Annotated in this window: 22 protein-coding genes and 1 pseudogene; 15 read left to right on the forward strand and 8 right to left on the reverse strand. The window is 73.8% G+C overall.

Going from position 1 to position 20,531, the window contains the following annotated elements:
- The first annotated feature begins 103 nt into the window (after positions 1-103).
- On the forward strand, positions 104-622 hold the full coding sequence (locus VK640_09225; protein HTE73367.1) for a GNAT family N-acetyltransferase: 519 nt from the start codon (positions 104-106) through the stop codon (positions 620-622).
- Positions 623-639: 17 nt separating this feature from the next.
- On the forward strand, positions 640-996 hold the full coding sequence (locus VK640_09230; protein ID HTE73368.1) for an MmcQ/YjbR family DNA-binding protein: 357 nt from the start codon (positions 640-642) through the stop codon (positions 994-996).
- On the opposite strand, the gene VK640_09235 is transcribed toward VK640_09230, so the two are convergent.
- Positions 990-3,230, reverse strand: a complete 2,241-nt coding sequence (locus tag VK640_09235) for an MMPL family transporter (GenBank protein ID HTE73369.1) — start codon at positions 3,228-3,230, stop codon at positions 990-992. The genes VK640_09230 and VK640_09235 overlap by 7 nt on opposite strands.
- A gap of 164 nt (positions 3,231-3,394) precedes the next feature.
- On the opposite strand from VK640_09235, the gene VK640_09240 reads away from it, so the two are divergent.
- The 3 genes from VK640_09240 to VK640_09250 are packed head-to-tail and all read left to right on the forward strand — an operon-like array spanning position 3,395 to position 6,107.
- Positions 3,395-4,636 carry a sensor histidine kinase gene (locus VK640_09240; GenBank protein HTE73370.1) on the forward strand — a complete coding sequence of 414 codons (1,242 nt, stop codon included), beginning with the start codon at positions 3,395-3,397 and terminating at the stop codon, positions 4,634-4,636.
- Positions 4,624-5,277 (forward strand): response regulator transcription factor, encoded by a 654-nt coding sequence (locus VK640_09245; GenBank protein HTE73371.1) that lies wholly within the window; start codon positions 4,624-4,626, stop codon positions 5,275-5,277. Before VK640_09240 ends, VK640_09245 begins: the two co-directional genes overlap by 13 nt.
- A gap of 5 nt (positions 5,278-5,282) precedes the next feature.
- Positions 5,283-6,107 carry a DUF4097 family beta strand repeat-containing protein gene (locus VK640_09250; protein HTE73372.1) on the forward strand — a complete coding sequence of 275 codons (825 nt, stop codon included), beginning with the start codon at positions 5,283-5,285 and terminating at the stop codon, positions 6,105-6,107.
- Between the two features lie 8 nt (positions 6,108-6,115).
- On the opposite strand, the gene VK640_09255 is transcribed toward VK640_09250, so the two are convergent.
- From VK640_09255 to VK640_09265, 3 genes are all read right to left on the reverse strand, one after another.
- The gene (locus VK640_09255; GenBank protein ID HTE73373.1) at positions 6,116-6,793 is read right to left on the reverse strand and encodes a VOC family protein; all 678 of its coding nucleotides are present in this window, start codon (positions 6,791-6,793) and stop codon (positions 6,116-6,118) included.
- 124 nt (positions 6,794-6,917) lie between these two features.
- A complete protein-coding gene (locus tag VK640_09260; GenBank protein HTE73374.1) occupies positions 6,918-7,226 on the reverse strand; it encodes a hypothetical protein in 309 nt (102 codons plus the stop codon).
- Between the two features lie 63 nt (positions 7,227-7,289).
- Positions 7,290-8,708 (reverse strand): M1 family metallopeptidase, encoded by a 1,419-nt coding sequence (locus VK640_09265; protein ID HTE73375.1) that lies wholly within the window; start codon positions 8,706-8,708, stop codon positions 7,290-7,292.
- A gap of 155 nt (positions 8,709-8,863) precedes the next feature.
- Between VK640_09265 and VK640_09270 the strand changes: the two genes are divergently transcribed.
- On the forward strand, positions 8,864-9,304 hold the full coding sequence (locus VK640_09270) for a thioesterase family protein (GenBank protein ID HTE73376.1): 441 nt from the start codon (positions 8,864-8,866) through the stop codon (positions 9,302-9,304).
- Here the strand turns inward: VK640_09270 and VK640_09275 are convergent.
- A pseudogene (locus tag VK640_09275) lies at positions 9,301-11,109 on the reverse strand (adenylyl cyclase). The gene VK640_09270 and the pseudogene VK640_09275 overlap by 4 nt on opposite strands.
- Before the next feature lie 263 nt (positions 11,110-11,372).
- Here VK640_09275 and VK640_09280 point away from each other — a divergent pair.
- Positions 11,373-11,963 (forward strand): hypothetical protein, encoded by a 591-nt coding sequence (locus tag VK640_09280; protein HTE73377.1) that lies wholly within the window; start codon positions 11,373-11,375, stop codon positions 11,961-11,963.
- Between the two features lie 33 nt (positions 11,964-11,996).
- Here the strand turns inward: VK640_09280 and VK640_09285 are convergent, their stop codons facing one another.
- Positions 11,997-12,350, reverse strand: a complete 354-nt coding sequence (locus tag VK640_09285; GenBank protein ID HTE73378.1) for a metalloregulator ArsR/SmtB family transcription factor — start codon at positions 12,348-12,350, stop codon at positions 11,997-11,999.
- Positions 12,340-12,774 (reverse strand): SRPBCC domain-containing protein, encoded by a 435-nt coding sequence (locus VK640_09290; GenBank protein HTE73379.1) that lies wholly within the window; start codon positions 12,772-12,774, stop codon positions 12,340-12,342. Before VK640_09290 ends, VK640_09285 begins: the two co-directional genes overlap by 11 nt.
- A 72-nt stretch (positions 12,775-12,846) precedes the next feature.
- Between VK640_09290 and VK640_09295 the strand changes: the two genes are divergently transcribed.
- The 8 genes from VK640_09295 to VK640_09330 all read left to right on the forward strand — a co-directional run bounded on the left by VK640_09295 (position 12,847) and on the right by VK640_09330 (position 20,139).
- Entirely contained in the window at positions 12,847-12,990 is a 144-nt protein-coding gene (locus tag VK640_09295; GenBank protein ID HTE73380.1) for a hypothetical protein, read from the forward strand.
- Between the two features lie 49 nt (positions 12,991-13,039).
- Entirely contained in the window at positions 13,040-13,552 is a 513-nt protein-coding gene (locus VK640_09300) for a cyclic nucleotide-binding domain-containing protein (protein HTE73381.1), read from the forward strand.
- Positions 13,553-13,708: 156 nt separating this feature from the next.
- Complete coding sequence (locus VK640_09305; GenBank protein ID HTE73382.1) at positions 13,709-14,227, forward strand: sigma-70 family RNA polymerase sigma factor; 519 nt, start codon at positions 13,709-13,711, stop codon at positions 14,225-14,227.
- Entirely contained in the window at positions 14,211-15,320 is a 1,110-nt protein-coding gene (locus VK640_09310) for a hypothetical protein (GenBank protein HTE73383.1), read from the forward strand. The genes VK640_09305 and VK640_09310 overlap by 17 nt, the downstream gene beginning before the upstream one ends.
- On the forward strand, positions 15,317-16,330 hold the full coding sequence (locus tag VK640_09315; protein ID HTE73384.1) for an ABC transporter ATP-binding protein: 1,014 nt from the start codon (positions 15,317-15,319) through the stop codon (positions 16,328-16,330). Before VK640_09310 ends, VK640_09315 begins: the two co-directional genes overlap by 4 nt.
- A complete protein-coding gene (locus VK640_09320; GenBank protein HTE73385.1) occupies positions 16,327-17,187 on the forward strand; it encodes an ABC transporter permease subunit in 861 nt (286 codons plus the stop codon). The genes VK640_09315 and VK640_09320 overlap by 4 nt, the downstream gene beginning before the upstream one ends.
- Positions 17,188-17,391: 204 nt before the next feature.
- Positions 17,392-18,126 carry a CPBP family intramembrane glutamic endopeptidase gene (locus VK640_09325; GenBank protein HTE73386.1) on the forward strand — a complete coding sequence of 245 codons (735 nt, stop codon included), beginning with the start codon at positions 17,392-17,394 and terminating at the stop codon, positions 18,124-18,126.
- Positions 18,127-18,174: 48 nt separating this feature from the next.
- Entirely contained in the window at positions 18,175-20,139 is a 1,965-nt protein-coding gene (locus VK640_09330; protein ID HTE73387.1) for an alpha/beta-hydrolase family protein, read from the forward strand.
- Here the strand turns inward: VK640_09330 and VK640_09335 are convergent.
- On the reverse strand, positions 20,136-20,531 hold a 396-nt coding region (locus VK640_09335; GenBank protein ID HTE73388.1), incomplete at its 5' end, for a L,D-transpeptidase. The two genes, VK640_09330 and VK640_09335, sit on opposite strands and share 4 nt — an antisense overlap.

Consider the following 20,531-nt stretch of genomic DNA (forward strand, 5'->3'; position numbering starts at 1 on the left):
CGCTGCCGCCTCCGCCCCCGTCGACGTCGTGGTCCGTCCCCGGAGCGTAACCAGGCAGTCCGGCACCCGGAGGGCGTTCGGCGGGAGTCGGTACGGTCCCCCTGTGCCCGGTCCCGAGGAGCGCACCGACCGCCTCACCATCGAGCCGTTGCGGCCGCAGCACGCCGATGAGCTGCACGCCGCCCTCGCCGACCCTGCCGTGCACCGCTTCATCGGGACGAGCGGGCCGTGGACGGCGGAGGCGGTGCGAGCCCGCCTCGAGCGGGTGGCGGCCGGGCCGCCGGCGGGGTCGTCGGAGGTCTGGCTCAACTACGCCGTACGTCGCGAGGCCAGACTGGTCGGCCGGCTGGAGTCGACCGTGCACGGGCGGCTCGCCGAGATCGCCTACCTCTTCGACCCGGCCGTGTCCGGACGGGGCTACGGGACCGAGGCCGTGGAGTGGCTGCTCGGCCACCTCGCCCGCGAGCACGGGGTCACCGAGGCATGGGCGACAACCGACCCGGGCAACGAGGCGTCGGTCCGGCTGCTGCGCCGGACCGGCTTCGCGCAGGTGGACGAGGTGCACCCCGACGTGGGTTCCTACGACGAGGGCGACCGGGTGTTCCGTCGCCTGCTCGGCTGAGCCCCGGCGGAGGACTGATGGCCGACGCCGACGACGTACGCCGGATCGCGCTCGCCCTGCCGCACGTCGTCGAGATCGACAGCGACGGCTTCGACTTCCGGATCGGCAACAAGGGCTTCGTCTGGTCGTGGCCGGAGCGCCGCCCCGGCCGGCCGCGGGTGATCCGGACCGACGTCGCGGTCCTCTTCGTGGGCGACGAGGCCGAGAAGCAGGCGCTGCTCCTCGGCGAGCCGGACGTGTTCTTCACCGCTCCGGGCTACGAGGAGGCGCCCCTCGTCCTGCTGCGGCTGGCCGCAGTGGACGAGGCGCGCCTCGCGGAGCTGGTCACCGATGCCTGGCGGATGCGCGCCCCGGCCGAGCTCGCCGGTCAGTGAGCCGCAGGAAGGACCCGGTCCAGCCAGCCGGGCAGCCACCAGTTACGCCGCCCGAGCACGGCCATCGTGGCCGGCAGCAGCACCGCCCGCACGATCGTGGCGTCGATCAGCACGGCGGCTGCCAGGCCGACGCCCATCTGCTCGAACTCGATGAGGGACAGCGTCGCGAAGATGCTGAAGACGCCGATCATCACCGCTGCCGCGCTGGTGACGACCCCGGCGGAGCGGGTCACGCCCTGGGCCACCGCCTCGCGGGTGGGTGCGCCGAGCTCGTGCGCCTCGCGGATCCGGCTGACCACGAACACGTGGTAGTCCATCGAGAGGCCGAACAGGATGACGAAGAGGAACAGCGGCACCCAGTCCACGACGAACCCGCTCGCCTGCACCCCGAGCAGGTCCGCGCCGACACCGTGCTGGAACACCAGGACCATCAGGCCGTAGGCCGCGCCGACCGAGAGCAGGTTCAGGGCGACCGCGGTCGCGGCGACCACCACCGACCGGAAGGCCAGCACCAGCACCAGGAAGCTCACGACGAGGACGAAGCCGAACACCAGCGGCAGGTGCGAGCTCAGCGTCGCGGTGAAGTCCGCCGACCCGGCGGTGTCACCGGTCACCGCGACCTCCGCCCCAGGCAGGTTCTCCTGCAGCGGCGGCACCAGCTCGTCGCGCAGGGTGTCCAGGCCCTGCTGCGCCTGCTCGCTGTTGAAGTCGCCCTCCATCGGCAGGTCGAGCGTGGCGGTGCGACCGTCCGGCGCGACGTCGACCGTCGCCTGCGCCGCGCCGGTGAACCGGCCGGTCCGGTCGGCGGCGCCGGCCAGGTCCCCCAGGGCGGCCCGGACCGCGGGCTCGTCCAGCGGCCGGTCGGCGCCGGACCACACCACGACCGTGTGCGCGAAGCCGGTCTCGGGGAAGGCGGCCGTCATGGCGTCGTAGGTGCGCAGCTCGGGGATGGAGCGCGGCAGCGAGTCCGCTCCCGACTCCCCCAGCCGCATGCCGAGCACGGGTGCCGCCAGGGCGAGCAGCGCCGCTCCGGCAACGAGCATCGAGACCATCGGCCGGGCGAGCACCACCCGCATCACGGTCGGCCAGAACCGCCCCCCACCCGGCCGCCGGAGGCGGTGCAGGAGCGGGATCCGCGGCCGGTCCACCTTGTCCCCGAGCAGCGAGAGCACGGCGGGCAGGACGGTCAGCGAGCCGAGGACGGCGACGGCGACGACCAGCATGGTGCCGACGGCCATCGAGCTGAACACCGCGTTGCCGGCCAGCAGCAGGCCGGCCATGGCGACCACGACCGCGATGCCGGAGACGACGACCGCACGGCCGCTGGTGGCGGCGGCGATGTCGATGGCCTGCCGGCGGTCGGCCCCCTTGGCGCGCTCCTCGCGGGACCGGCGCACGTAGAACAGCGAGTAGTCGACCCCGACCGCCATCCCGATCAGCAGGATGACGCTGCTCAGCGTGTCGCTGACCGGGAACAGGTGCGAGACCAGCGCGGCGAAGCCGATCGCCGTGGCCACCGCCGACAGGGCGAGCAGCACCGGGATGCCGGCGGCGAACAACGCGCCGAAGGTGAGCAGCAGGATGCCGAGGGTCACCGGGAGGCTGAGGGTCTCCGCGCGCTGGAAGTCGTCGGCCACCGTCGCGTTGATGGCGTGGTTGATCGACGCGTCGCCGACCCCGGCGACGGTCAGGTCGCGGTGGGCCCGGGCGACGTCGGCGGTCGCCGCCTGCACCGCCTCGATGCGGGTGTCCGCCACGTCCTCGGCGGCGGTGCCGGTCGCGCCGTCGACGTCGAGGACGACAGGCAGCACGGCCGACCGCCCGTCGTCGGACCGGACGAGGGGCCCCACCCGGTCGACCTCCGGCAGCTCGACGAGCCGCTGTCGCAGGTCGCCGGCGACCTCGCGCGCCGCTGCCGGCGTCAGCTGCTCGCCGGACCGGGCCTGGAGCAGCACCCGCTCCGTGATGTCCGCTGGGTAGCCCGCCTGCTCGAGCTGGCGGTCGGCCCGGCCGGACTCGCCGGCGCCGACCTCTCCGTCGGTGAGGAGCCGGGTGCCGGCCGCGCCGCCGCCGACCACGGCGACCGCGACGAGCAGCAGCCAGAGCAGGAGTGCCTGCCAGCGGTGCCGGATGCTCCAGTGCGCGAGGCGCTCGGCGGCGCTAACCCGCCGGGTGGCGGTCGGGCGGGGATCGGCGACCCGCTGGCCGATCTCCGGCTTCGTGACGGTGCTCATGACGGCTCCCCTGCTGGCTGGTGCTGCGGACGGGCTCCAGCGTCCGTGCCACGGACGGCCGCGTCTCTGCGGGCAGCGGCCGAGTCGTGGTGGGGAGAACCCCCGGTCGGACCCGGCGGCCAGCCCGCTCGTGCCGGACCGACCGGGTCAATAGCGTTGTCGTCGTGCTGACCAGGTGGGTGCTCCGGCCGTTGCTGGAGCTGGGCTATCTCGTCGCCGGGCTGTTCACCGGCGTCGTGACGTTCACGCTGGTCGTCACCTCCCTGGCGCTGTCGGTCGGGCTCATGCCGGTCTTCCTGCTCGGCATCCCCGTGCTCACGGCCACCATCTGGCTGGTCCACGGGCTGGCCGCGATGGAGCGCGGGAGGGCCGCCGCGCTGCTCGACGTCGAGCTGCCCGGCCGGCCGCTGCGGGCGGTGCCCGAGGGCGGGTGGGTCCGGCGGACCTTCGTCCGCGCCCGCTCGGTGGAGTTCTGGAAGGAGGCCGGCTACTGCCTCCTCCTCCTGCCGCTCGGCACCGTCTCGTTCGCGCTCGTGGTGTCGTTCTGGTCGGCGGCGGCCGCCGGCATCCTCCTGCCGCTGTACGTCGACCGGCTGCCCGGTGACGAGGCGGTCAGCTGGCTGGACTGGTCGTCCACGGCGGAGGTCTGGGCGGGCGTCGCGGCCGGCGTGGTGATGCTGCTCCTGGCCCGCCTGCTCTCGGCCGCCTTCACCCTGGCGCAGGTGCGCCTGGCGCACGCGCTGCTGTCCCCCAGCGAGGCCGACGCGCTGCGGCTGCAGGTCACCCGGCTGACCGAGACCAGGGCCCGCGTCGTCGACGCCGCCGACGCCGAGCGGCGGCGCATCGAGCGCGACCTGCACGACGGGGCGCAGCAGCAGCTGGTCGCGCTCGCGATGAACCTCGGCCGGGCCAGGGCCAAGTTCGAGGACGACCCCCAGGGGGCGCGCGAGCTCGTCGACCAGGCGCACCAGGACGCCAAGGACTCGATCACCGAGCTGCGAAACGTCATCCGCGGCGTGCACCCGGCCGTGCTCACCGACCGCGGGCTCGACGCGGCGCTGTCGTCGGTCGCGGCCCGCTCGCCGGTGCCGGTGCGGCTCGACGTCGACGTGCCGCAGCGCCCGTCGCCGACGGCGGAGGCCGTCGCCTACTTCGTGGTCAGCGAGGCCCTGACCAACGTCGCCCGGCACGCGCGGGCCAGGCACGTGGACGTGCACGTCGAGCGCGAGGGCGACCGACTGCTCCTGTCGGTCGCCGACGACGGTGTGGGCGGCGCGGCCGAGAGGCCCGGGAGCGGCCTGGCGGGGCTGCGCGACCGCGTGCAGGCCGTCGACGGCACCTTCCACCTGACCAGCCCGCCGGGAGGCGGCACGACGATGACCGTGGAGGTCCCGTGCGGGTCGTGATCGCGGAGGACTCGGTGTTGCTGCGCCAGGGTCTCGTGCACCTGCTCACCGACGCGGGCATGGAGGTCGTCGCGGCGGTCGACGACGCCGACCGGCTGCTGCGCGTGGTCGACGAGCACCTGCCCGACATCTGCGTCGTCGACATCAGGATGCCGCCGACGCACACCGACGAGGGTGTGCGCGCCGCGCTGGTCATCCGCGCGCAGCACCCGGACGTGTCGGTGCTGATGCTGAGCCAGTACGTCGAGGAGCGCTACGCCACCGACCTCATCGCGTCCCACACCAGCGGCTTCGGCTACCTGCTGAAGGACCGGGTCGCCGACGTCACGGAGTTCGTCGAGGCGGTGCGCCGGGTCGCCGACGGCGGCACCGCGCTGGACCCCGAGGTCGTGTCCCAGCTGCTCGTGCGGAGCCGGCGGGTCGATCCCCTGGCCGGGCTGACGCCCCGGGAGACCGACGTCATCCGGCTGATGGCCGAGGGCCGGTCGAACGCCGGGATCGCCGCCGAGCTCGTCGTCAGCGAGGGTGCCGTCGAGAAGCACGTGAGCTCGATCTTCACCAAGCTCGGCCTGCCGCCGGCCGAGCAGGACCACCGCCGGGTGCTGGCAGTGCTCCGCTGGCTGGACGGCACAGGAGAGTGACGACGATGTCCACCCAGGCTCCCGCCCCGCCCCGCCCGCCGGCCCGGACCAGCGGCCCCGGGGGCTCCGGCGGCCGCACCGCCCTGCGCATCCTCGTCGTCGCCCTCGGCCTGGCGGTCGTGGCCTGGAACGCGGTCGCGGTGGCCAGCCTGCTGTCCCGCGCGACCGAGAGCCGCGAGGCCACGTTCGGCGGCGTGAAGGTGCTCATGCTCGACCTCGGCTTCGAGGAGGTCGACGTGACGGGGTCGGCGTCGGCGGACGAGGTGACCGTGGACCGCGGTTGGCACTGGTCGCTGGGCGAGCCGGAGATCGTGACCCGTCAGGTCGGCGACCGGCTCGTCGTCGGGTCGTCGTGCCCCTGGACGCCCGGCCTCCCGTGCACCGGCTGGGTGCACCTGACCGTGCCCGCCGACGTGACGGTGACCGGTGGCGTCACCGACAACCACCTGACGCTGCGCGAGCTCACCGGCCCGGTCGACCTGTCCACGTCGGACGGCGGCATCACCGCGCGCGACGTCTCGGGACCTCTGCGGCTCACGTCCCGGGACGGGACTATCGAGGGCTCCGGGATCCGGTCGGCCCGGGTCGAGGCGTCGACGTCGGACGGGTCGGTGCGGCTGGCCTTCGCCGACCCGCCACGGTCGGTGCGGGCCACCTCGCGGGACGGTTCGGTGCAGCTGACGCTGCCCGACGACCGGACCGCCTACCACGTGACCGTGTCGACCAAGGACGGGTCGAGCGACGTCACGGTGCCGACCGACCCGACCGCCCCGCGGCGCATCACGGCGAGCACCAGCGACGGGGACGTCGACATCGCGTCAGCAGGCTGAGCCAGGAGTCACCGCTCGGGCAGGTCGGGAAGGTCTGGCACGCCGTACCCGTCGGGCCACGGGGCGACGCACACCCGGTTGCCGGCCCGGTCGGCGAGGATCCAGCTCGCCGGCTCGTCGGTGACCAGGACGACGCGGCCTCCCGCGTCGAGCGCTGCTGCCACCCGCGCCTCGGCCTGGTCGCGAGCCAGGGACACGTCGACGTGCATCGCGTGCCGGAGCGGCTTGCCCGGGTCCAGCTCCTGCATCCAGACCGTCGATCCGTGACCGAGCGGGTCGACGGCGTTGTCCTCGGCCAGGGGTGCGTAGCCGAGGACAGCACGCCAGAAGCCGACGTCCACGGCGTCGGGCACGGCAGCGATCGCCACCTGCACCTCCTGCACGGCCGCACGGTCGGCGGCCGCCCCGTGCGCCCGAGCGGCCGCCGAGACCGCCCGGGCCAGTGCGACGTGCTCCACCTCCAGCCGGAACACGCCGCGGGTGAGCCGCACGGTGAGACGCTCGTCCGCGATCGTCAGCAGGGCCCCCGAGCCCTCGAGGCCGGGGACCTGCGCGACCGCGTCGGCCAGCCGCGCCGCCTCGGCGAGCGACGCGACGCGGAACACCGCAGTCGCTCCGCCGTGCAGCACCACCCAGTCGTCAAGGCTCTCCGCGGCGAGGAACGCCCGCCACCCCTGCTCGCTCATCCGTGGACGGTCCGACCGGCGGGGACACGTGCAACGGGTCCCAGGTGGCGGCGAGAGTCGTCGGGTGCGGTCGCTGACGTCATCTGCGCACCCTCTCGCGAAACCCCGCGGAGGCGTACGTCGCTCAGACCGGGCCCAGCAGCGACTCGTCCACCCACTCCTCGACCAGCGCCCACCGGCCGGGCCGCACCTGCGCGACGCGGACCACCCGGCCCTCCCATCCGCCGCCCACGGCGCGGCGCCACTCGACGAGCAGCCCGGCCCGCCGGGCGGTCGTGTCGTCGGCCGGGTCCGCCACCCAGCAGTGCCGGCCGGGCCCGCCGTCCGCCCCGGTGTCCGGGCCGCCGGACACGTCGGCAGCGTTGGGGGACCGGCCACGGACCGCGACCGGCACCGGGACGGTGGGGCGCGGTCGCGACATGCCACCCGCCATGCCGGCCAGCATGGCACACCGTCGAACAGGTGTTCGAGCCCCCGCCGGAATCCGTCGAACGCCTCAGATCGCCGGGGTCGTCGGCGAGGTGAGCCACTCGGTGAGGAACGGCCGCAGGTCCTGGCCGGTGCGGGCGCTCAGCCAGGCGATGTAGTCGTCGCGGTCGACGCTCGCGTCGCGGTGGGTCTGCGGCCACTCGCGCAGGACCTGGGCGAACAGCTCCGGCCCGAGGCGGTTGCCGAGGCGGTCCAGCATCAGGGCACCGCACAGGTAGACGCAGTCCTCGGCGAACTTGCTGGGATCGTAGGCGCCGGGCGGCCCGTCCGAGGCGCGCAGCTCACCGTCCACGTCGACCAGGAAGCCGCGCAAATCCGCCCACGTGGTCCAGCCGCGGGAGACCTGCCAGGAGAGTTCGATGTGCATCGCGAACGCCTCGTTGAGCCAGAGGTCCGGCCAGCTGTCCGGGGTGACCGTGTCGCCGTACCACTGGTGGGCGTACTCGTGGACCAGGACGCTGCGGAAGCCGGGCCGGTCACGGACCAGCGGACGGCCCATCGTGAGCAGCGTCTGCGTCTCCATCGCCGACGCCCACGGCACCATCACCACGCCGACGCGATCGAACGGGTACGGCCCGAGGCGCGCCTCCAGCCACCGGATCAGGTCCGGTGTGCGCCGCAGCTCCGGCAGCGCGCGCTGGTCGCGGCGGGGCAGCCAGTAGGTGATCGGCAGCCCGTGCGGCCCGCGGTCGCGGTAACGGACGTAGTCGCCGATGGCGATCGTCGTGAGGTACGACGCGGCCGGGCTGGCCAGGTGCCACCTCGTCACGGTGCGACCGTGCACGGTCTTGCGGTGGGTGAGCCGGCCGTTGAAGATCCCGACCATCCCGCGCGGCGCCGAGATGCGCACGTCGTAGAACGCCTTGTCCGAGGGCTGGTCGTTGACCGGGTACCAGGTGAACGCCCCGAACGGCTCCTGCATCGTCCAGACCTCGCCGCGCCTGGTCGTCGTCCAGCCGCCCGTCTGCACGTCGGAGCGGGTGCTGGGCAGGGCGACCGGACGCGGGGTGCCGCGGTAGGCGACCACGAGGGTGTGCCGGCTGTCGGCGGCGAGCGGGCCGGTCCGCACGACCAGGTTCTTCCCGGGGTGGCTGAACGGCTTGCGCGCCCCGTCCAGCCGCACCGACCGCACCCGCAGCGGGTCGCCCAGGTCCAGCCGCACCCGGTCCTCGGCCACCGGGGCGCGGAACCGGATCCGGGCGGTGCCGGTGAGCACCTTGGCGGTCGGCGACCAGCTCAGCCGCAGGCGGTAGTGCAGGGCGTCGACGCCGGGGTCGCCCTTGGCCGGGTAGTAGGGGTCCTCGCGGGGGGTGGACACCGCGGCGTCGTCGCCGGCCGCGACGGCGCCGGCCGGCGCGCCCGCCCCCACGGCAAGGCCCAGGACGAGGGCCCCGGCCAGCGGCATCACCAGCACTGACCTGCGCATCTGTGCTCCGTTCCCCCGCCGTTGTCGGGCGACGCTGTGGTCGACGCTGTGGTCGACGCGGCGGTCGACGCGGTTGCCGACGGTACTGGATGGACGACGCGGGGACGGCCCGTGCGGTTACCGCGCGGCGCGTGTCGATTCGTCAGACTCGGGTCATGACGGTGGCCTTCATCCAGCAGTACCGGGCGCAGTGGCGCGACATGGACTTCAACCAGCACATGGCGAACTCCGCGTTCCTCGACTACGCGAGCAACACCCGCATCCTGTTCTTCGACTCGGTGGGCTTCACCGCCCGGACCTTCGCCGAGCTGCGCATCGGCCCGGTGGTCCTCGACGACCGACTGGTCTACCGGCGTGAGGTCCGCCTGCTCGAGCCGTTCACGGTCGACTTCCAGACCCTCGCGCTGTCGCCGGACAGTCGGCGCTTCAAGGTGCGCAACCGCTTCAGCACGGAGTCGCAGGGTCTGTGCGCCACCGTGGAGTCGGTCGGTCTGTGGTTCGACCTCGCCGGGCGCCGGCCGGTCAAGCCACCGGCCGAGCTCCAGCAGGCCTTCGGCAGCCTCGAGCGCGCCGAGGACTTCGAGGACTGGTCCTAGGGAAACACCGTGACGTACTGTGGGACCCCGATCGCGTCGGTCGTGACGGCCCCGCCGGTGTCGTTGACCACGTGGTCGATGGTGCCGGCACCGAGGTTCACGGTCATGACGTGGTGCAGCCGGACCCCGTCGGTGACCGGGACCTCGAAGCCGTGGGCCGCGTGGATCGACGGGTTCACGTTGAAGTAGACGTAGCTGCCACCGCCCCAGAGCTCGTGGTCGGCCACGTCGTCGGCGACCTTGTACGCGGCCCAGCCGAGGATGCCGTCGTGCTGGTAGGCCGCCTGGTCCGGAGGGTCGTAGGGCAGCTCGTTCTGGAACATGACCGTGCGGCCGCGCTCGCCGTTCCAGACCACGTTGTGCTGCTGGTAGTGCTCGACGAAGAAGCCGGTCGCGGTCACGTCGTCGCCGTTGACGACGACCCCGTTGCGCCCGGTGCTGGTCGTCCAGCCGTACGCCCCTGGGTTGCCGTGGTCGGCGCGCCACGCCCAGATGTGGTCGAGCAGGACGTTGTCGCTGTTGACCTCGAGGCTCGTCGTCGCCTTGCCCACGTGCGGGCCGCCCACCCGGAAGAACACGTCGCTCAGCGTTGTCGGGTTCGCGGCGCTCCCCCCGACCGCGTCCGGCGGACCGACCTGCATCAGGACCGGAGAGTTCTGGGGTCCGGCGTCGACCATGAAGCCGGCCAGGCTGACGCCCTCGGTGTCGCGCACCCGCACGGCGACCGACCCGTTCTCGGCAGTCAGGGTGGCGAGTCCGATGCCGAGCACGACGCTGTCCGGCCGCTTGACCTCGACCGGCTTGTCGACGGAGTAGACCCCCGGTGTGAGCAGCAGGTTCTGGCCCATCGACACCTGCTTGTTCAGCGTCTTGACCGTGTCCGTGGGCCGGGCGACGTAGAAGTCGGACAGCGGGACGCTGCGTCCGGGCGTCGACCCGCCGGACCACGTGGTGCCCCGCGAGTCGGTCTGCGGGTCGGGCACGAGGACGTTCCAGGAGCCGTCGTCGTCGACGTACAGGTAGGGCTTCTCCCGGCTCACCGGCGTCGTCTCGAGCGTGGTGTACGGCGGGTCGGGGAAGGTGGCGTCGCTCGGCGCGCCCTCGACCCCGGCGAAGACCTGGTTCCACACCGCGTTGGACCAGCCGCCGACCGAGCTGTCCCGCGTCAGCCACTGCTGCTGCGAGCCGTTGATGACGAAGGGGAGCGCGGAGTCGGCGACGAAGCCGCCGCTGGCGAACTGCGGCCCCGCCGTGCAGTAGTCCATCAGCGAGAGGTTGGCGCCGGTCACCTGGACCCGTCGCATGGGCGACGCCTGCGAGACCGCCCAGAAGTTCGCCGACGACCGGCAGCCGTCCTGGCCGGCCGCGTTCACGTTCAGGTGCAGGTTGGACAGCGAACGCCAGAAGTTGTTGAGGGCGATGCAGTAGTCCGGGGTGAGGCAGCGGTTGTAGACCTCGATCTTGCCGTTGATGACGACGTCGCCCGGGTCTCGTCCGAGCCCCGCCACCTAGGTGTAGTAGCCGACCCGGAACTGCAGCGGATGCTCCGCCGTGCCGTACGTCCCCGGCTTGAACAGCAGCGCCTTGCGCGCCGTGCCCATCTCGTCGTCGACCTGCGCCGCCGCCACCGCGTCGACCGCGGCCTGGATCTCGCTCTGGGGCATGCCGGGGTCGAAGACGAGGACGTTCGGTCCGAGGTCCGGGTCCTCGGCTGCGCTCGCCGGTGCCTGTGCGACCGTGACGCCGCCCAGCGCCAGAGCGACCACGAGGAGAGCGCGAGCGGTGAGCGAGCGGTGCGACGGCATCGGCGACCGACCTCCTGCTGCGGGGCGACGCTGCCCCGGGTCCGGTTCCGTCCGGTACGGACGTCGATCGGACGCTACGCCCACTTCGTCGCGGGTCCATGGCGCGGCCCGACCCCCCCGACGTCTCGCGGGTGACCGCGCCTGCCCCGTCATCCGCTTCAGGGGATGCCAGATGCGCTGCGCGGCGGGAGCGTTCTCGCATGGTGCCCAGGCGCAAGGCCCGCCCGTCGTCGACACGCTCGCGACGTGCTGCCGTCGGGGCGTTGGCCGTCCTGCTCCCCACCCTGGCCCTGGGCGCGTGCGGAGGCGGCGACGGTCTGCCCGACGGCTCGTCGAGCACACGCCCCGGCGCCACGGCCTCCCGGTCGATCACCCCGCCGACCCTCAGCGTCAGCCCGACCCGGTCGCTGACGGCCTCCGCCGAGCGGACCCGCACCGATGACTCGACGCCGGCACCGACCGCTTCGGCGAGCCCGGAGGACGAGACGTCGTCGGGCGAAGCGCTGCCGACCACCGCGACCGCGACCCGGACCCAGACCGCGACCCAGACCCAGACCGCGACCCAGACCCGGACCGCAACCCAGACCCAGACGGCTACGGCGACGGCCACCAGGACCACCACGATCACACCCTCGAGCACGCCCTCCTCGGAGCCGGCCGCCACGACGACGTCGGAGACGACCGCTCCGGCCTCCGAGGACCCCTCGGCCGAGGACGACGGGCTCAGCACCGCCGCGCTGGCGGCCCTTCTCGCACTCGGCGTCGGCGCCGTCGTGGCCTTGGTCGCCCTCCTCCGCCGGGGGAAGGGGTCGTCGGAGGACGGCAGCGGCGGGACGCCTGGTCCCGTGGGCTAGGCGTGGTGGCCGGACCCGTGTCCGGCGGGGCGATCACCGCGACGGGTCGTCCAGGAAGGAGGAGAGCCGGGCGAGGGAGCCGTCCCAGTCGGCGGCGAGCGCGGCCAGGTAGGACTGCGCCACCTTGATCGGCGCGGACCGGTGCCGGTAGAGGATCCGCCGGCCGCCGCCCGCGTCGCTGGTCACCAGGCCGGCCTCGGCCAGCAGGCCGAGATGCTTGGCGACCCCCTGCCGGGTGATGGCCAGCCGGCCCGAGAGATCGGTGGCCGTGCTCGGCCCGTGCTCGGCCAGCGACGCGAGGATCGCCCGGCGGGTCGGGTCGGCCAGCGCCGTGAAGACGCCGGCCGACACCTCCTCCGGGTCGGCGCGCAGCCGATCAGGCGGCATCGAGGTAGGCCACCAGCTCGCCGAGCTCGTGCTGCCAGCCCTCGGTGTTGCCCTGGTAGCTCGCCTCCAGCCACTCGTCCGGGAGCTGGGCGAAGCCGCTCTCGGTGACGGTGAGCCGGGTGCCGGAGCCGGTCGGCTCGAGGGCGAACTCGACGTAGGTCCGGCGTGGGTCGCCCTCGGGGGCGCCGGAGATCGTCCAGCAGTAGGCGAAGACCGACATCGGGTCGACCACCTTGACCTCGAGGGTCCCTTCGGCGTCGTGGTCGCCCCAGTACATCCGCACGTCGTGGCCGGGGGCGACCTCTCCCTCGGCCTTGCTGCCGAACCAGCCGGTGAGCCCCTCGATGGTGGACAGGGCGCCCCAGACCTTCTGCTGGGGGTGGGCCAGGTCGAGGACGCGGGTGATGGTGTTCGGGATGGGCATCTGCAGCTCCTATCGCAACTGATTGGTTGCTTCGACCTTAAGGCAACCAGTCAGTTGCGTCAACCCTCTGCTGTGGCGAGTTCGGCCGGTCGCCCACGCCGACCGGGTGCCGGCCCCTACGGTGACGTCATGTACTACCTGGGCGGCTTCGCCATCGGCATCGTGCTGGTCGTCGTGCTCGTCATGGCGGCGGTGAAGACGATGCGCAAGCGCTAGACCGCGCCATGGTCAGCGGGCGGCCCGCGACCCCGGCCGACTGCTCGCGGTGGCCCCGTTGCTGTGCACCTCCGGACTACGCGCACTCGAGACGGCGACCACGCCGCGCCCCGAGGACGTCGAACTGCTCGGCCGGGTGGGCGTGCTCGCCCCCCTGCCGCGGCTCACCCTCGAGCGGCTGGCCTGTGCCGCCGACCGGCGGGAGGTCGCGACCGGGGTCCCCGTGGTGCGCGAGCACACCACCGGAGAGGAGTTCTTCGTCGTCGAGTCCGGCGCGATGGTCGTGCGCAGGGAGGCTGTGGACGTACGACGCCTGGTCCCGGGCGACGCCTTCGGCGAGGTGGCCCTGCTGCGCTCGGTGCCACGGACGGCAACCGTCCTCACGACCGCCCCGGGCGTGCTGCTGTCCCTGAGCCGGGAGGTCTTCGTCGCGACGGTCACCGGGCACCGGCCCACCGACGCCGGCGCCGACGGGACCGTCTCCGAGCTGCTGGCGGCGGACGCCCGCCGCGGCTCGCCCGACCGTCCGCCTGCCCGGCGCCCGCCCCGGCCAGGAGGATGATCGGGCGCCGGAGCCCGGATGTCACATCTCCGGCGCCGGCGGTGCTGTAGAGACATGGACCTGGTCGAGCATGCTCGAGCGGCGCCCGCGGCCGTCCTCACGGCCGACGGGGCGGGCGCGACCGAGGAGCGGGACGGGAGGACGAGCCGGGTGAGGATGCCGCGGTCCGCCGGCGACCCGGTGCGCGACGACCTGGCCGACGTCTTCCGGCGCGACTACCCGCTCGTCGTGGGCGTGGCCGCCCGGGTGCTCGGCTCACGGGACCTGGCCGAGGACGTCGCACAGGAGGTGTTCCTCGCCTTCGGACGCACCTCGGTGCCGGCCTCGGAGGCCCGCGGCTGGCTCTCGGTGGCCGCCGCACACACCGCGCTGAACGTCGTCCGGTCCGGGCGACGCCGCGTCGCCCGGGAGGAGGCGGCCGCCGTGCACCAGGACACAGTCGTGTCCGACGTGGCGGACACCGTGGTCACCCGGGAGGAGCGCCGGGCCGTCCGCTCCGCGCTCGGCCGGCTGCCCCGTACCCAGGCGGTCGCCCTCGTCCTCCGGCACAGCGGTCTGAGCTACGCCGACGTCGCCGCGGCGTTGGACCTGTCCCCCACGAGCGTCGGCACCACCGTGCGGCGCGCCGAATCCGCCTTGCGCAAGGAGCTGAACCGTCATGCGTCACCCGACTGAGGGCGCGCTGCGCCGCCTGCTCGACGACCCGGCCGGCGTCTCCGACGCCGACCGCCGGCACGTCGTCGACTGCCCGGAGTGCCTGGACGAGCTCGCCTCGGCGCGTGAGGACGCCGACCTGGTCGACGCCGCGCTGGCGACCGAGTCCGACCCGGACCTCGACGTCGCCGCTGCCTGGCGCCGACTCTCGACCGCGTCGAGCGCGTCGGCGGCGTCGGCTGCGTCGGCTGCCACCCCACCCGGCCAGACGTCCCGGCCGAGGGCGGCCCGGACCCGCGCGGCGCTGCGTCGTCCCCTCGTCGCGGCCCTCGCCGTCGGCGTCGTCCTGGCCGGTGCGGGCACCGCGGCGGCCAACGACTGGCTGCAGGTCTTCCGCACCGAGCGGGTGGCCCCGGTCAGCATCGCCCCCGGCGACCTCGTCGCGCTGCCCGACCTCAGCGCGTACGGCGAGCTCCGGATGACCGGCGAGCCGGACGTCCGCGAGGTCGCCGACGCCCAGGAGGCGGCCGAGCTCACCGGGCTCGAGGTGCCCGAGGTCACCGAGCTGCCCCGCGGGGTCAGCGGCCGACCCGTGCTCCAGGTGGGCGACGAGGTCAGCGCGACCTTCACCTTCTCCCGTGAGCGCGCGGCCCGGGCGGCCGCCGAGGCCGGCGAGGCGCTGCCGCAGCCCCCGCCGGGACTGGACGGGAGCTCGGTCCGGATGGACGCGGGTCCAGGAGTGGTCCAGACCTGGTCGTCCGACGCCGGGGCACCCGCCCTGGTCGTGGCCCGCGCCGTGGCGCCGACGGCGTTCTCGTCCGGGGCCCCGTTCGAGAGCGTGCGCGACTACCTGCTGTCGCTTCCCGGCCTGCCGGACGACGTCGCCGCGCAGCTGCGCACGTTCACCGCGGACGGCTCCACGCTGCCGCTGCCCGTGCCGGCCGACGAGGTCACGACCTCGTCGGCGGAGGTGGCAGGCACACCGGCCACGGTGCTTCAGACCCGGGACGGGACGCTGGCAGCCGTCGTCTGGGTGGACGACGGCATGGTGACCGCGGTGGCCGGCTCGCTGGACGTCGACGAGCTGCTCGGCGTCGCGGGAGACCTGTCGTGAGCGTTGCGGAACGGCCCACCGCGGTCGACGCGGCGCGGCAGGCCGCGGCGGACGCGGTGGCCGGCCTGCCACCGGCGCCGGCCGTCTGGTGCTCGGGCCTGCGCAAGCGGTACGGCCGCCAGCAGGCCGTGGAGGACGTGTCCTTCGAGGTCGGCCGCGGCGAGATCGTCGGGCTTCTGGGCCCCAACGGTGCCGGCAAGACCTCGGTGATCAAGATGCTGCTCGGTCTGGTCCACGCCGACGGGGGCGAGGTCATGCTCCTCGGGCGACCAGGCGTCGACCCGTCCGCGCGGGCCCGGGTCGGCTACCTGCCGGAGCTCTTCCGCTACCAGCCGTGGCTGAGCCCGACCGAGGTGCTGAGCCTGCACGTCCGGCTGTCCGGGATCGGTGTGACCGCGGCGGAGCAGCGCGACAGCCTCGCGCTGGTCGGCCTGGCCGACCGGGCGCACGACCGGCTGGGCGGCTTCTCCAAGGGGATGCAGCAGCGCCTCGGGCTGGCGGTCGCGTTGGTGGCCGGCCCGGAGCTGGTCGTGCTCGACGAGCCGACCAGCGCACTGGACCCGCTGGGGCGGGCCGACGTACGCGACATCGTGCTGAGCCTGAAGGAGCGCGGCGTGGCGGTGCTGCTCAACTCGCACCTGATCGGCGAGGTGGAGCGGGTCTGCGACCGGGTGGTCATCCTGGACCGGGGGGAGGTCGCCGCCTCCGGGACGCTCGCCGAGCTGCTGGGTCAGCGCGAGCTGCACCTGCAGCTGAGCGACGTGTCCCCGGAGGCGGAGGCCCGGCTCGCAGCGACCGGCACGGTGGACCGGACCGGCGAGACCGCGGGCCTGTTCACCCTCTCGCTGCCGGCCGACGACGACGGGACGGCCGTCCCCGACCTGGTCCGCGACCTGGCCGCCCTGGGCGTGCGGGTGCACGCCGTCGAGCCGGCGCGGATAACTCTGGAGGAGCGCCTGCTCGGCATCCTGCGCGACGGCGCCGCGGCCCGGTCCGGTGACGCCCGATGACGACCGCCCGCACCGTGCTTACCATCGCCGCGCTGACCCTACGCGAGGCGACCCGACGTCGGGTGCTGGTGGCGCTCTCCGTGCTCACCGTCGCCCTGATCGCGCTGAGCGGTTGGGGCTTCTCCCGCCTCGCGGCGGAGTCCGGCGGCAGCGCGCTCACCAGCGGCGAGGCCCGGCTGACGGCGTCCATCGTGCTCAACCTGGTGATGTTCGGCTTCAGCCTTATCGCGGCCCTGGGGACGGCCTTCCTGGCCGGGCCCACGGTGTCCGGCGAGACGGAGTCCGGCATCGCGCTGGCGGTGCTGGCCAGGCCGATCCGTCGCTCGGCCTACCTGCTGGGCAAGTGGCTCGGCCTGGCCGTCTTCGGCAGCGGCTTCGTCGTGCTCGCCGGTCTGGCCCAGTGCCTCGTCGTGCGCGCCACGACGGACTACTGGCCACCGGAGCCGGTGACCGCGCTCGCGCTGCTCGCCGCGCAGACCACCGTGCTGCTCACGCTGGCCGTGCTGCTCTCGACCGCCATCTCGCCGATGGCCTCGGGCGTGGTCGCCGTCGGCCTGTTCTGCACGACCTGGGTGGCCGGCGTCGTGGGGGGCGTCGGCGAGGGACTCGGCAACGAGGCAGTCGCCCGCGTCGGTGCCGTGTCGAGGGTGCTGCTCCCGACCGACGGCCTGTGGCAGGGGGCGATGCACGCCTTCCAGGACCCGTCGGTGTTCGCGACGTTCGGCGGGTCGGACGTCGAGGCGTTCCCGTTCCTGAGCTCCTCGCCCCTCACCGTCGCCTACCTGGCCTGGGCTGCGCTGTGGGTGGCCATGGTCTGGGGGCTGGCGGCGACGTCCTTCGTGCGCAAGGACCTCTGACCGCTGGCCAGGTGGGCCGCCCCGCAGCGGCGCGCTCAGCCACCGGGGTGACTCGGGGCGGCCCGGATCTCACCCTTGCCGGACGACGACGGGGCGGTGCCCGTGCCCGAAGGTGAGTCCGTGCTGGATGCCCGCGGCAGTGTCACCACCCCGGCGTGAGCGTCTCCCGGTGCCGGGCCGAGCCGCGGGCGCCGCGGTGCCGCGATGACGACGGCCGCCGCGGTCGCCCTCACCCTGCTGGTGATGGTCGTCGTGAACGTCTGGGTCCACGTCGGACCACGCCGTGCGCACCCGGTGACCGGACCGCTGGCGGCTGCGCTGCTCCTCCTGGTGGGTCGGAGTGCGGGCCTGTCCTGGGCCGAGCTCGGGCTCGGCCGGGAGTCCCTGGTCAGGGGACTCGCGTGGGGAGGGGCGGCAGCCGGTGTGGTCGCGGTCGGCTACGCGGTCGGCGTGACCGTGCCGGCGACCCGCACGCTGTTCCGCGATACGCGCTACCGGGTCGGCCCGGGTTCGGCGCTCGCCATGGCCTTCGTGACGATCCCGTTGAGCACGGTCGTCTTCGAGGAGGTCGCCTTCCGGGGGGTGCTGTGGGGGCTGGTCGCCGCCGATCACGGGCCGTGGTGGGCGACCGGGGTCTCCGCGGCGCTGTTCGGGCTCTGGCACGTGCTGCCGGCACTCGACCTGCTGCAGACCAACCAGACCCTGCAGACCGACGGTGGCGGCCGTCGTCGGGTATGGACCGTCGTGGGCACCGTCGCGTTCACGACGCTCGCCGGCCTGGTGTTCGGCGAGCTGCGCCACCGGACCGGGAGCCTGTTGGGTCCGATGCTGCTGCACTGGGCGACGAACGGCCTGGGCGTCCTGGCGGCGGCCAGGGTCTGGGCCCTGAGCCCGCAGCGGCCACCGGCCCGACGCCATCGCCCGTCATCCTCAGGGTGACCGGGCACCGAGGCAAGCACCGGGGCAAGCACCGAGGGAGAGGTCGTCATGACTGCACGTGACTGGGTGGGGACCCCGCAGCAGGTGGGGCTGATGGCGGGTGCCGCCGTGGCTCCGGGGACGTTCGCCCGGTCCCTGTCCGAGCGCAGCTGGGCCGACCAGGGGCTGATCACCGGTCTGTCCGTCGGTTCGACGTACCTGGCGACGGTGCTGGCCCAGGACGCGCTGGACATCGTGGGCGCCTCGGTCGGCGACCTCCTCCCGCTGCCGCCGGGGACCAGCAGGGAGCGCCGGCACCAGCTCGGGACGCTGGCCGTGAACCTCGCCGCGGTCCCGGTCGGTCTGGCCGCGACCCGGCTGCCCACGCGGGACGCCGAGCCGATCACGCGCAGCGCGACCCGGCAGCTCGGCTGGCGCCTGGGCGTGACCGGGCTGATGGGCGCGGTCCATGCCGCTGCCAGCGCCGGCACCGGCGCCGTGGCCGGTCGTGGGCGGACCGGCCGACTGGTCGGTCGGATCCCGATGGCGGTCCCGGCCGGTCTCGGGCTCGCGCTCGTCATCGAGCGACGACGGCAGCGGGAGACGCCCAAGGAGCCGGGCGGCGACTTCGCGCAGCACAAGCCGCTGCTGGGCCTGGCCGCCGCGGGCGGCGTCGTCGGTGCGTTGACCGCCGTGTCGTACGGGGAGTCCGCGCTCGCCGGACGGGTCGCAGCGGTGGCCTCGATGCGCGCCCACGGGTCGGAGCGGGCGTGGCGGCTGCTCACCCACGCGGGGACGCTCGCCGCCCTCGGGCTCGGCGTGACCCGGGTGTGGGGAGTCGGGATGCGCCGGATCGAGGCCGGCGCGTCCACGTTCGAGCCGGTGCTGGACGAGTCGGCGCGGGACCGGTTCACCGGGCCCACGATCAGCGGCGGCCCCGGCAGCCTGGTCTCCTGGGAGTCGCTGGGCCGGGAGGGCCGCCGGCACGCGGTGCTGTTCGCCCGGCCGACCCCCCTGCCGTCGGGAGAGCGCCCCGAGGGGATGCCCGAGGGTGACTGGTCCATCCCGAGCGTCATGGGGGTGCCGGCGGTGGCCACGCCCATCCAGGTGTACGTCGGGGTCGACGCCGCGGACACGATCACCGAGCGGGTCGACCTGGCTCTGGCCGAGATGGACCGGACCGACGCCTGGAGCCGCTCCCTGATCGTGCTGATCTCGCCCACCGGCAGCGGGTACGTGAACTACATCGCGACCAACACGGTGCAGTACTTCACGCTGGGCGACTGCGCGACGGTGACCCTGCAGTACTCCAAGCGGCCCTCGCCGCTCTCCCTGACCAAGGTGGCCGGTGCCCGCGAGCAGAACCGGCTGCTCTGGACCCGCATCCTCGCGCGGCTGAGGGACGTCCCTGCGGCCGATCGACCCCGGGTCGTCCTCTTCGGCGAGAGCCTCGGCGCGCACACCAGCCAGGACGCCTTCCTGCACTGGGGCACCCTGGGGCCGCAGGCGCTGGGCCTGGACCGCGCCCTGTGGATCGGGACCCCGTCCGGCAGCAAGTGGAGCCACGAGGTCATGGGCGAGAACCGCTACGACGCGGATCCCGACCTGCTCGCGGTGGTCAACGACTTCGGCCAGCTCGAGGCGCTCGGGGCCGAGCGCCGGAAGCGCCTTCGCTACGTGCTGCTCAGCCACGACAACGACGGGGTGACCAAGTTCGGAGCCGACCTGCTGGCCCGACGCCCGAGCTGGCTCGGCCCGGACCGCCCGTCGCACGGGGAGCTGCCACCGTTCAGCCCCCGGGGGATCCCTGCGTCGATGCGCTGGCGCCCGGTGACCACCTTCTTCCAGAGCCTGGTCGACATGAAGAACGCCCAGATACCGGGTGCCTACCGCGCCTTCGCCCACGACTACCGCCCGGACCTGCCCGCCGTGGTCCGCGAGGTCTACGACCTCCCGGTGACCGACGAGCAGCTCACCCGGGTGGCCACCGCCGTCCAGGAACGCGAGGAGATCCGCGAGAAGCTGTTCGGCTAGCTCACGGCGGAGCCGGCGACCCACGTCGTCCACGGCACGTTCCACACGCCGCCGAGGCCGTTCCAGGTCTCCATCTGCCGTCCGGTCCCGCGGGTGATGATCGGGTCGCCCTCGCGGACCCGGTCGAAGACCCAGTGCGCCGCGGACAGCGTCAGGTTCGTGCAGCCGTGCGAGCGGTTGGCGATGCCGACGTAGGGGTTCCACGGCGCCCCGTGCAGGAACTCCCCCGAGCTGGTGATGCGCATCGAGTACGGCACGTCGAGGTCGTAGGCCTCCGAACCGGTGATGCCGACGGTCGTCGAGCGCATGCGGTAGGACTCGTGGATGTCCATGATCACCTTGGTGCCGGACCGCGTGGTGAATCCGGCCTTGCCCATCGAGACACCGAACGT

Source organism: Actinomycetes bacterium (genome assembly GCA_035489715.1).
In the GTDB taxonomy this organism is placed as follows: domain Bacteria; phylum Actinomycetota; class Actinomycetes; order JACCUZ01; family JACCUZ01; genus DATHAP01.

Bases quoted from the DNA above. Each gene is read 5' to 3' on its own strand.
- VK640_09235 (HTE73369.1), bottom strand. From the start codon at position 3,230: ATGAGCACCGTCACGAAGCCGGAGATCGGCCAGCGGGTCGCCGATCCC.
- VK640_09255 (HTE73373.1), bottom strand. From the start codon at position 6,793: ATGAGCGAGCAGGGGTGGCGGGCGTTCCTCGCCGCGGAGAGCCTTGAC.
- VK640_09320 (HTE73385.1), top strand. From the start codon at position 16,327: ATGACGACCGCCCGCACCGTGCTTACCATCGCCGCGCTGACCCTACGC.
- VK640_09260 (HTE73374.1), bottom strand. From the start codon at position 7,226: ATGGCGGGTGGCATGTCGCGACCGCGCCCCACCGTCCCGGTGCCGGTC.
- VK640_09270 (HTE73376.1), top strand. From the start codon at position 8,864: ATGACGGTGGCCTTCATCCAGCAGTACCGGGCGCAGTGGCGCGACATG.
- VK640_09310 (HTE73383.1), top strand. From the start codon at position 14,211: ATGCGTCACCCGACTGAGGGCGCGCTGCGCCGCCTGCTCGACGACCCG.
- VK640_09305 (HTE73382.1), top strand. From the start codon at position 13,709: ATGCCGCGGTCCGCCGGCGACCCGGTGCGCGACGACCTGGCCGACGTC.
- VK640_09290 (HTE73379.1), bottom strand. From the start codon at position 12,774: ATGCCCATCCCGAACACCATCACCCGCGTCCTCGACCTGGCCCACCCC.
- VK640_09230 (HTE73368.1), top strand. From the start codon at position 640: ATGGCCGACGCCGACGACGTACGCCGGATCGCGCTCGCCCTGCCGCAC.
- VK640_09285 (HTE73378.1), bottom strand. From the start codon at position 12,350: ATGCCGCCTGATCGGCTGCGCGCCGACCCGGAGGAGGTGTCGGCCGGC.
- VK640_09250 (HTE73372.1), top strand. From the start codon at position 5,283: ATGTCCACCCAGGCTCCCGCCCCGCCCCGCCCGCCGGCCCGGACCAGC.
- VK640_09330 (HTE73387.1), top strand. From the start codon at position 18,175: ATGACTGCACGTGACTGGGTGGGGACCCCGCAGCAGGTGGGGCTGATG.
- VK640_09265 (HTE73375.1), bottom strand. From the start codon at position 8,708: ATGCGCAGGTCAGTGCTGGTGATGCCGCTGGCCGGGGCCCTCGTCCTG.
- VK640_09325 (HTE73386.1), top strand. From the start codon at position 17,392: ATGACGACGGCCGCCGCGGTCGCCCTCACCCTGCTGGTGATGGTCGTC.